Origin of the sequence: Micromonospora maritima (genome assembly GCF_902825405.1) — a bacterium.
Lineage (GTDB): Bacteria > Actinomycetota > Actinomycetes > Mycobacteriales > Micromonosporaceae > Micromonospora > Micromonospora maritima.
The window spans coordinates 1-5,460 of the sequence record NZ_CADEAU010000366.1 but is presented as its reverse complement, the minus strand read 5'-3'; the positions used below and the strand labels follow the sequence as shown (position 1 = coordinate 5,460).

The 5,460-nt window shown below is 73.7% G+C and carries 4 protein-coding genes; 2 read left to right on the top strand and 2 right to left on the bottom strand.

The annotated features are described in order from the left end of the window. Nucleotides 1–191 precede the first annotated feature (191 nt). A complete protein-coding gene (locus HUW36_RS24540; protein ID WP_174530331.1) occupies nucleotides 192–1,658 on the bottom strand; it encodes a DedA family protein in 1,467 nt (488 codons plus the stop codon). Between the two features lie 132 nt (nucleotides 1,659–1,790). Here HUW36_RS24540 and typA point away from each other — a divergent pair, with 132 nt between their 5' ends. Further along, a complete protein-coding gene (gene typA, locus HUW36_RS24535) occupies nucleotides 1,791–3,659 on the top strand; it encodes a translational GTPase TypA (protein WP_174530330.1) in 1,869 nt (622 codons plus the stop codon). A 517-nt stretch (nucleotides 3,660–4,176) separates the two neighbouring features. On the opposite strand, the gene HUW36_RS24530 is transcribed toward typA, so the two are convergent. After that, nucleotides 4,177–4,842 (bottom strand): class I SAM-dependent methyltransferase, encoded by a 666-nt coding sequence (locus HUW36_RS24530; RefSeq protein WP_174530329.1) that lies wholly within the window; start codon nucleotides 4,840–4,842, stop codon nucleotides 4,177–4,179. Between the two features lie 71 nt (nucleotides 4,843–4,913). Between HUW36_RS24530 and HUW36_RS24525 the strand changes: the two genes are divergently transcribed. Next, nucleotides 4,914–5,460: serine hydrolase (locus HUW36_RS24525; protein ID WP_174530328.1), on the top strand; the 547-nt coding region annotated here is incomplete at its 3' end.

The window sequence follows — 5,460 nt, the reverse complement described above, 5'->3', positions numbered from 1 at the left end:
GCGGGCGCCTCCGCCGGCTCCTCGACCGGCGCCACCGTGGGCAGCTCCGCGGCCACCTCCCGGACCGGCTGCTCCTCGCCGCCGCAGCCGGTCACCAGACCCGCCGCCATCAGCGCCGCCACCGCAGCCGCGGCCACCCGGCCGACTCCTCGCCGCATCGAACCTCCCCGTGGTCCCCCGTCCGGCGCACCCTAGCAGGGATCGACCGGCCTGCGGGGTACCCGCGACGCCGAGCGGCGCTCCCGGGGACGCGGTGGCCCCTCCCCCACCACCGGCCGGGCCGGGTCGGCGTCCCCGTCCGCCGGTCGGTCCTCACCGTTTGCGGCGCGGTCCCGGGTCGCCCAGGCGACCACGAACACGGTGGTCCACGCCGCGCCCAGCAGCACCGCGGACGCCGTGCCGCTGGCCGTGCTCCAGCCCAGGTAGAGCCGCGCGCCGGTGACCGCGACCACACCGGCGGCCGCGGCCGTCCACACCGCCACCCCGACCGGCCAGCGGACCCCCCGCGACAGCAGCCAGGCCAGCGTGCCGAAGCTCGCCGTGACCACCGCGTTCTGGGTGGGGAACAGGTCCCGGGCGTCGTCCGGCCCGCCCGGGCCGGTCAGGTCCGCCACCACCACCAGCAGGACCAGCGGCACGGCCGCGCCGATCGTCCCCACCACGCCCAGCGGGTCCGCGCGCCAGGACCGTCGCCGCCCGGTCACCGCCACCGCCACCAGGGCGACCGCCGTGATGAGGACCCAGCCGCGCAACACCGACACCGCGCCCAGCGCGGCGTCGACCACCCCCGGGGTACGCCGGGCGGCGAACCAGTCCGTGACCAGCCCGTCGAGCACGCCCAGCCCACTGTGCCGCACCACCGCCTCCAGCAGGGCGGCCACGGCCAACCCGGCGCCGAACAGCAGCGCCAGCCCGAGCACCAGGTTGATCAGGAGCGTCCAGACCGGGCCGACACGCATGCCGACCAGGAAGAACAGCACCCCGTAGCGGGCCCGCAGCCAGCGCAGCGGCGGAAGCGCGGCGGCCCGGGCCGCCAAGGCCCGGACCGGGTCCGGGTTGCGTCCCAGCCAGCGGCCGGCCAGCACCACGCCGAGCAGGCACACCAGCAGCACCAGCACCGCCCCGGTCGCCCGGCCCAGCAGCTGCGACACCCGCTCGTACGACTCGCCGGCCAGGTAGCCGGCCAGCACCGACGCACCGACCCAGCTCGCCACCCCGGCCAGGTTCCACGGCGCGAACCGCCGGTAGGGCAGCCCGGCCGCACCGGCCAGCCGGGGCGCCAGCGTGCGGGCGAACGCGACCCAGCGGGCGGCGAACACGCCCCGCCCGCCCAGGCGTTCCAGCAGCTCGTCGGCGCGTCGCCAGCGGTGCGGACCGATCCGGGCGCCGAGCCCGGAGGCGCGCAGCCGCGGCCCGTACCGCCGCCCGGCCCGCCACGCGAGTGTGTCTCCGATCACGGCGGCGGCCACCATGGCCAGCAGCGTGGGGACGAGCCGTAGCGTCCCCGCGTACGCTAGGAAGCCGACCAGCAGCAGGGTCGCCTCGCCCGGCACCAGCAGCCCGAAGATCACCGCGGTCTCCCCCGCGACGATCGTCGCGGCGGCCAGGTAGATCAGCAGAGGCGGCAGCTCCTGCAGCCAGTTCAGCAGGTCAGGCATCCGGCACCCCGCACGGGAGTCAGCATGCCAGTCGCTGGAACGGTCGGCACAGCACTTTCGCCACAGATCCGGGCGATCTCGGGGGTGACCCCGAGGCGTGCCCGGGCAACCGCAGACAGGAGTATGGAGGGTATGCAGCTACGCACCGACCTCCGCAACGTCGCCATCATCGCCCACGTCGACCACGGCAAGACGACCCTGGTCGACGCCATGTTGCGGCAGGCCGGCGCCTACGGCGCCCGTGGTGAGGACACCGAGCGGGTCATGGACTCGATGGACCTCGAGCGGGAGAAGGGCATCACCATCCTCGCCAAGAACACCGGCGTGCGATACCTGCCGGCGGACGGCTCCGACCCGGTCACCATCAACATCATCGACACCCCGGGTCACGCCGACTTCGGCGGCGAGGTCGAGCGCGGCCTGACCATGGTCGACGGCGTGGTGCTGCTGGTCGACGCCAGTGAGGGCCCGCTGCCGCAGACCCGGTTCGTGCTCCGCAAGGCGCTGCGTGCCCGGATGCCGATCATCCTGGTGATCAACAAGGTGGACCGCCCGGACGCCCGGATCAAGGAGGTCGTGGACGACACCTACGAGCTCTTCCTCGACCTGGACGCCGACGAGGAGCAGATCGACTTCCCGATCGTCTACGCCTGCGCCCGCGACGGCATCGCCTCGCTGACCCAGCCCGCCGACGGCGCCGTGCCGGACGACAGCACCTCGCTGGAGCCGCTGTTCCGCACCCTGCTGGACACCATCCCGGCGCCCGCGTTCGAGGAGGACGCGCCGCTGCAGGCGCACGTGACGAACCTCGACGCCTCCCCGTTCCTGGGCCGGCTCGCGCTGTGCCGGGTCCGCCAGGGCACCATCAGCAAGGGCCAGACCGTGGCCTGGTGCCGCACCGACGGCAGCACCCAGCGGGTCCGCATCTCCGAGCTGCTGATGACCGAGGGCCTGGAGCGCAAGCCCGCCGAGTCCGCCGGGCCGGGCGACATCATCGCCGTCGCGGGCATCCCCGAGATCATGATCGGTGAGACGCTCGCCGACGCCGAGAACCCGATCCCGCTGCCGCTGATCACCGTCGACGAGCCGGCCATCTCGATGACCATCGGCACCAACACCTCGCCGCTGGTCGGCCGGGTGAAGGGCTCCAAGGTCACCGCGCGGATGGTCAAGGACCGGCTCGACAAGGAGCTCATCGGCAACGTCTCGCTGCGGGTGCTGCCCACCGAGCGGCCGGACGCCTGGGAGGTGCAGGGCCGTGGTGAGCTGGCGCTGGCCATCCTGGTCGAGCAGATGCGCCGCGAGTCCTACGAACTGACCGTCGGCAAGCCGCAGGTCGTCACCAAGGAGATCGACGGCAAGACCTGCGAGCCGGTCGAGCGGCTGACCATCGACGCGCCCGAGGAGTACCTCGGCGCGATCACCCAGCTCCTCGCCACCCGCAAGGGCCGGATGGAGCAGCTGGTGAACCACGGCACCGGCTGGATCCGGATGGAGTGGCTGGTGCCGGCGCGCGGCCTGATCGGCTTCCGCACCGAGTTCCTCACCGACACCCGCGGCACCGGCATCCTGCACCACGTCTTCGAGTCCTACGAGCCGTGGTTCGGCGAGCTGCGTACCCGCAACAACGGCTCGCTCGTCGCCGACCGCGCGGGCGCGGTCACCTCGTTCGCGATGATCAACCTGCAGGAGCGCGGCCAGCTCTTCGTCGAGCCGACCACCGAGGTGTACGAGGGCATGATCGTCGGGGAGAACTCCCGCTCCGACGACATGGACGTCAACATCACCAAGGAGAAGAAGCTCACCAACATGCGGGCGTCGACCTCCGACGAGACCGAGAAGCTGATCCCGCCGCGCAAGCTGTCGCTGGAGCAGGCGCTCGAGTTCTGCCGCGAGGACGAGTGCGTCGAGGTCACCCCGACCGCGGTGCGCATCCGCAAGGTGGTGCTGGACCAGACCCAGCGCGGCCGGATGGCGGCCCGCCGCAAGCACGCCGGCTGACCCACCCGCCCGACGCCCCACCCGGAGCCCGGCCCGCCACCCCGGCGGACCGGGCTCCCCCCGTCTCCCCGACTCCCCACCCCACCCCACCACCCATAACCGGTCGCCGGTCGCCGGTCGATCATGAGGTTGACGGCGATTCAGAAGCCCACATGCACCGCCAACCTCATGATCGACCGACCTGGTGCGAGATCTTGGTACGGAATGGCCCCTATGGGGGCACGTTCCTTCCAAGATCTCCGCACGTCTCGGTGTGGACGCGAACTCTCGACTTCTGGGAGCGGAGCGGCCGGCGAGGTGGGGGCGGTAGCGGGGGTGAGGCTGGCCGGCAGGCGAGGGCCGGAATGGCCTGGGCGGAAGCCAGTGGCGGGGGCGGAACAACGGCGCGTGAAGCAGCGGGATCTGAGTCGCGGGACCAGCGCCGGCGGCTGGCGACCGCGAAACGGGCGAGGGCACCCGTGCGGGTGGCAGCGGGACGGGCGCGGGTGGCCGTAAAGGGTGACCGTGGCGCCGGCCGTCAGCGAGGTCTGGTGGCGCGGAGGGCCAGGACGTCGGGGATCGGGCCGGAGCCGGACTCGACCACCTCGTCGAGCACCAGGCCGGCGGCGGCGACGGCGGTGAGCAGGTCGGCCAGGGGCAGGTGCCAGGCGCCGACCCGGGCGCGTACGCCGGAAGCGTTCCACGACCGGGTCGTCCGCTCGCGGGTGGCGTAGCCGCCGTCGATCACGATCCGTTCCGGTTCGGACCGGTCGGCGAAGGCGCCGACGAAGCAGGGGTGCACCCCCACGTGCACCAGCCGGCCGCCCGGGGCAAGCACCCGCGCCGCCTCCGCGATCGCGGCCGGATAGTCCGGCATGTCGGTGTGCGCCAGCAGGCAGACCACTGCCGACAGAACGCCGTCGGCCAGCGGCAGGGCGGTGGCGTCGGCACCGGCCACCGGCAGCCGGGAGCGGGCGTGCCGCAGCTGCCCGGCGGACAGGTCCACCCCCACCGGCGACCAGCCGAGCCGGTGCAGCTCGGCCGCGTGCGCCCCGGTGCCGCAGCACAGGTCCAGGCACCGCCCGGGGCCGGGCCCCAACAGCTCCGCCAGCACCGATCGCACCCGGTCCATGTAGGCGGCGGAACCGACGGTGGCGTACTCCTCGTACCAGTCCGCGATGTCGTCGTACAAGGCGGTCGTCATGTCCGCACGCTAGCCCCGCACCCGGCCGTACCGCTGCCCCGCCCGCCCCGACTGTCGGCTACGGTCACCCCATGATCTGGGAGGACCTCGACGCGCACCTGGACAAGGTGCCCGGCACCGTCTCCGCGTACGTGGGCCGCCCCGGCGCCCGGCCCACCTGGACCCGGCGGGCCGACGCCACCCACTACGCGGCGAGCACCATGAAGGTCGCCGTCCTGGTGGCGCTGCACCGTGCCGCCGAGGCGGGCCGGCTCGACCTGGACACGCCGGTGCCGGTGCGCAACTCGTTCGACTCCGCGCTGCCCGGCGCGCCCCGGTTCACCAACGCCCGTGACTACGACAACGACGAGGCGGTCTGGGAACGCGTCGGCGGCGTCGCCCCGCTGCGCTGGCTCGCCGAACGCATGATCGTCCGCTCCAGCAACCTGGCCACCAACATCTGCATCGGCCAGGTCGGCCTGCCCGCCGTCGCGCAGGCGTGGGCGCTGGCCGGCGCCCGACACAGCGTCACCGGCCGCGGCATCGAGGACTTCGTGGCCCGCGACGCCGGCGTCGACAACCTGGTCACCGCCGCCGACCTGGCCGCCCTGCTCGGCGAGCTGGCGCTGGGCGCGACCC